Source organism: Bartonella sp. AD24XZML, assembly GCF_042196485.1.
In the GTDB taxonomy this organism is placed as follows: Bacteria; Pseudomonadota; Alphaproteobacteria; order Rhizobiales; family Rhizobiaceae; genus Bartonella.
Window position 1 is genome coordinate 1 of record NZ_JBHIQH010000004.1, and the last position, 5,259, is coordinate 5,259.

The 5,259-nt window shown below is 45.7% G+C and carries 4 protein-coding genes and 1 pseudogene; all 5 read right to left on the bottom strand.

Translation table 11 applies throughout. The features are described from left to right. Window positions 1-438 (bottom strand): annotated as a pseudogene (locus ACFIMX_RS00090) (capsid protein); the annotation flags it as partial. A gap of 12 nt (window positions 439-450) precedes the next feature. Then, a complete protein-coding gene (locus ACFIMX_RS00095; RefSeq protein ID WP_273783958.1) occupies window positions 451-792 on the bottom strand; it encodes a hypothetical protein in 342 nt (113 codons plus the stop codon). Then, on the bottom strand, window positions 789-1,832 hold the full coding sequence (locus tag ACFIMX_RS00100) for a phage protease (protein ID WP_375640683.1): 1,044 nt from the start codon (window positions 1,830-1,832) through the stop codon (window positions 789-791). The genes ACFIMX_RS00095 and ACFIMX_RS00100 overlap by 4 nt, the downstream gene beginning before the upstream one ends. A gap of 605 nt (window positions 1,833-2,437) precedes the next feature. Next, entirely contained in the window at window positions 2,438-3,643 is a 1,206-nt protein-coding gene (locus tag ACFIMX_RS00105; protein WP_375640682.1) for a phage minor head protein, read from the bottom strand. Next, complete coding sequence (locus tag ACFIMX_RS00110) at window positions 3,636-5,213, bottom strand: DUF935 domain-containing protein (protein WP_375640680.1); 1,578 nt, start codon at window positions 5,211-5,213, stop codon at window positions 3,636-3,638. Before ACFIMX_RS00110 ends, ACFIMX_RS00105 begins: the two co-directional genes overlap by 8 nt. Between the last annotated feature and the right edge of the window lie 46 nt (window positions 5,214-5,259).

A 5,259-nucleotide genomic window follows, 5' to 3' on the forward strand; every position in this document is an offset into this window, starting at 1 on the left:
CGTAATCACGCGCTCTGGTGCGTAATTTTCACTTCTTTGCACAAGCGCTGCCACACGCACTTCACGCCCCAATTCCAGCAAATTGGCAAGACCTTCTACTGCTGTCTTTTCGGGGTTATAACGAGAGCGTCGCTCCGCCCGTGCGCGTGCCGCTGCTTCAATATCTGAATTGGGGATAAGATCATCCAGTCCGTAATCTTTGACACTGGCTTCCCGTTCAAAGGCAGAAAATTCCACCACATTCGGGCGCCCTTTTCGCCCAACCTCAAGTTCAGGCACGGTAAAATTTTCCGCTAAAGGAAATTCACTATATTTAAACACCTCACTTAAAACACAAACGCGTGGCAAAACTTTATCACCAATAAGAGAGCCAGCTGGATTGCGATAACCAATAGCAATAGCGGTGAGTGTTGGATCAATGGGAAAAGGTCTGTTCATTTTATGCCTCGATTAATTAATTTTAAAAGAAATAACATCACCAGCAGAACCATCACTCATGGCAATACCAATCGTGCGATCTGCGGCTTCCGCTTTAATGGCGTGTCCTTTGGGGTCAGAGGTCAAAAAATCACCAAAGGAAACATTGCCTCCACAAACCACTTCGCCCCAACCACATTGGCCAACATCAATCATCTCACCAGCCTTGGCTTCACAAGACCCAGCAGTCCCTAATAATTTATCACCCTTACCAGAAGCCGTTGCCACCATTCCCTCAGTGCGCGCTGCAACAATGCAATAAGGTGAGATCACATCTCCAGCGCGAAAAGATTTAATCAAAATCATCGTACTCATGATTGGCGCTCCTTTTGCTCGCTAATATACTCAACTGCTTGGCTAATGGTGATGTCGAAGCCTTTTTTCTTCTGCTCTTCCTGATAATGGCGTGCCGCAAGGGCAACCTCTTCTGGAGCAAGCTTTGATTCTTGTGCTAAGGCACACACTTCTAGAGGGCTTGTTGAGGCAAGCGCCGGCAACTTCTCGACCAAACTTTTAAAATGCTCCATCCCCCCTTCAAGGCTACAGAGCGCACGATATTCCTCGCGGGCAGCCGGCAAAATCTTGCCCTCTTCAATGGTCTTGTCTAAAAGACTCTCAATGGCACTGTTTTTTTGCTCTTCTTGCAAAAGCGCTAAATCTTCTCGCGCTTTTTTTAATTGGGTGCAAAGTTCCACGCGTTCCTTTTCGCGCGCTTTAAGCGTTGCTAAAACCTCATCCGCTTTAGCATCTTCTGCCAGCGATAGTGCACTGGCAATGGCTGTCAAATCCATCATTTTCTCCGTCAAAGTTATAGGGGAAGGCTGTTCACGGCTTAAAGCCGCCATAACAAGGGCTGGACGATTGACCAGTCCAGCACCGGCTAAATTCAAAATTTCACCTTTCTTGGAATGGCGAAACTCAGGTGAAAGATAGCGATATTCTCGGGCAACAATCTTTTTGGTAGCCATATCGGTCCATTTAACACGCCCCCAAATCGCACCATCCCGCTCCGCTAATTCTTCAATCCAGCCACTGGCAGGCGCTTCTAAACCATTTCTCGCACGGTGATGTTGCCCATGCTCATAATCAATCACAAGCGGTCCTTTATTGGCTGCAAAGGCTTTTAAAATAGTTTGCGGGTTATAATGCCATTGTCGTCCATCACGTGCCTTCACATGGGGCGCTTTGGGCAAAAGCTCTACCCATTCAGGCGCTTGGCTAACGGTGGCGTCTTCACATGAAATGTCTTGGCATAAAACGTCTGGACAGAGATCTATTAACACAGCATGAAATGTCCCATCATAAAATGTCTGGGCATCCCCATCTTTTTGATCTTCGTGAAATTCCTGTTCCATACATTGCCTATTGCTTTACAATTGTCATTGGCAATACAATGCATGAAACTTACTCCCACTATAAGTCTGACACTGTCAGTCAAAAGAGCATTTCTCAAAAAAGCACTCTTTTCTCTATTGTTCTCCTTGTGAGAGAAACCCCCGTGCCAAACCATCCCATAAAATCGTTTTCAAAGGCACTTCAAAGGCGATAGAGCGCCGTTGTGAAGTGAGAGGTACAAATTATCACTCCACACAACAAAGCCTCTCTCAAGCCGTTTTTTTAAAGATTGCTTTTAAACTTTTAAACTGTTACATTATCCACGAGGCGTGAGCCAGTTATACCAGGACGGTTTCACCGGATCTGCGAGGAGTTGACCGCCCTCCACGCCTTCTTATTTTCTCACACATCGACTCTCTTCACAAAAGCCTACATGGTTTTTCTCAAGTCGTTTTTTGAGAGATTGCTTTTAAACTTTTAAACTGTTACATTATCCACGAGGCGTGAGCCAGTTTTGCCAGGACGGTTTTACCGGATCTGCGAGGAGTTGACCGCCCTCCACGCCTTCTCGTTTTCCTCGCCTCTTTTCCGTTAAGAACACAAGACTTTCTTCCTGTTGTTTTCTTTACAACAACCTCTCGCCCTTTTTTTCAGCCGCATCCAATAAACGTTCAATTTCTCTAGAGCTTTTTTTATGCATGGAGGTCAACCACCATTCTTGTTTGCTTGCTACCCATTTGACCACAAAGCGCCACCATGCCCCACCACTTTCACCAAAAAACATAACACCCTGCGTATCTTTGCGTCTGATAACGCCATGGGGTTTTATGAATGTTTGAATGGCGCCACGAAAATCATCCAAGTGAAGATCACGCGCTTGATGCTCTAACAAAATATGTTTCACACTGTCTGAGGATAAGCGAATAAAAGAATTTTCCGCTGCAAAAACATCACCCACCTTTTGTGGTATAGGTGCAATGGGTATAAACCCGCGCGGCCAACGTCCTTCAAACATGGCTTCCAAAAGCGGCGAACCCACAATATCTTCAATGGCAATGCGCTTGTCATTGTCCCCCATCACGGAAATTTTATCACTCAAAAAACGGCTTAAATTTTGTGAGCGATGTTTCCCAGGGTTCAAATGCCATCCAGGATCAATCCCTACGGGTATCTTTTCAACTTTCCCCGTCCGTTTATTGTGCCAAACCTGCTTTTCAACAGGAAGTGGCTCTGCCCCCTCTTCATATCCTAAATTGTCTGCTTCATAACGGCTTACCTGCCGTACACTGCATTTACACCGCCAACCATTGGGTGGATAAAGCCAATCCCAAACCGGATCATCAACAGGTGCGGTAAACCCCACCCAACTTTCATGTTCTAAACGCTTATGTTCTGAACTCGACAAAGCATAGGTGAGATAGGGCAAAAATTCTTTATTATTTTGTGTGCGCTCCCACTCCCCTGCCGCATGCGCACTCATGGTATTGGCCCAATAGACCGTTTCTAAACGCCGTGGGCTGCCCAATTGCACCACGCTCTTTTCACCAGTTTTGGGGTCAATGGCAGTCTTTTTACCCCACCAACCCTTTTCCTGTAAAATCGGCATCAAATTTTTTTGAAAATCTTGAAAAGGAACTTGATGTTTTATGGCTTCTCCAACCGCTCGCTTAAAATCATCCAAAATGTCATAGCCCACCGATTTTGCCACCGTAAAGGAAAAAGCATGTTCTTCTGGTGCCACATCACGCCAATCAAAGCTTGGAACAAGTGCCTTAGCTTCAAAATAACGGGTGACCTCTTTAGGGGCGGTTTTAAAAAGTTCCTCATCCATGATACCCAAGCCCACGTGCAATCATTTGTACTTTTGCCAAGCGCGCTGCTAATGCATGATGATCCATCTCACCGAGCAATTCATCCAAGCCTTTTAGGATATCCTCATAACTTTTTGCTTCTCTCACAAGCTTTTTAAAAGGCTCTAAAAGGGGTTCTAAGTCCTCTTCCCAGTCACTTAAAGCTTCTTCAGAAAGTCGGTCCAATTCGTCGTGATATTTCCCACCCTGCTTTTTTCCACCCTTGCTCTCTCTTGTCACAGAAACATCAATACCCCCACAATCAGCACAAACATGAGCTTTTTGTCCCCTCTCATCATCAGGCGCATTATCAGGAGCCTTTAAAACATCTTCTTCCTTTTTTGGTTGCGAAAAGCCAATCTTATTGCGCACTTCTTGCGCCCCAACACGCAAACCCAAGGGCACGAGTTTTTCCAGCGCATCACTAATGGCTTTAATATCTTCATTTTCAGAAATCGGCCAATAAACAATTGGGTAGCGCTCTTGGCGCCCAAAATTAATCTCGACAAAGGGCACGATCAAATCACGATTAGCCGTTAAAGCTAATTGGCGTGCATCAGCTCTGGCAATATCATGGCGTACATTTTCATGAATGCGCGCTTGCGAAAAAGACGAACCATCGTCTGTCGTCATGGTTTGCCCCAATACCCCTTTCGAAATCTGCCGATCTAAATATTCCGCTTTGACACCAAAAACCGCATTGCCACTGCCCCCTGCCGCTTCAATAAATTCAATCTCCATCTCTTTGGGAATAATCGCTGCCGCATCACTGGATAAATCACGTACCGCTTGAATAAGAACCCGTCGCTCCTCATGAGAAGAGCTCGCACCATATTTACCCACACGCAAAGGCATGCCATAAACTTCTAAGAAAGCCATCCAATCTTTCAGTGTATAAGACTTGAAGAGAAATGCCCAAGCCGCAAGCCGCGCAAGCCCAGAACGAATAGGCAAACCGCTTTTCAACTTGGGTCTGTGAATAGAAAATTTATAAGCAGGCAATTCACTTCCATTAAAAGACCCCTCTTCTTTTAAACGCAAATGAAAGCCATCCCGCCGATCCAATTGAAAAAACCGCTGGTCACGCCATTTCCAAGCAACCGGCCACCATTCCTTGGCACTCTTGTCCCACAAAGTTTCAACAACCGCATAACCTTTTCCCAAAGCATCTAACAAATCCGTCACATAATCATCAACAAAGGTAGGTGCACTAATCACTTCCCGCACCGCATCTGCTATCTTTTTGTCCTGTGCACTGCTGCTTGCTGCAATCACACCAGGTTCCACCCCTGTAAGGGCATTTTTACGCATGCCAAGCACAGCACGATAATGCAAATCACGCTCTTCCATATCATCGGCAAGTTGAAAAAACTGCTCTGGATGCCCCTGTGCTGCCTGTTGCAAAATATCAGCAAGTTGCGCAGGGGTCAGACCACTGACAATGGTTTGTGACCATACATCACGAACACCGCCAACGGTAGGGCTTGCAACTTCTCGCTCCAACCCTTTGATATTAAGCGCCCTGCCCCACTGATCTAAAAGTTTTACCATCTCATCATCCCATCAATAAATCTTTGATCGCATTGTTGAAAAAAAA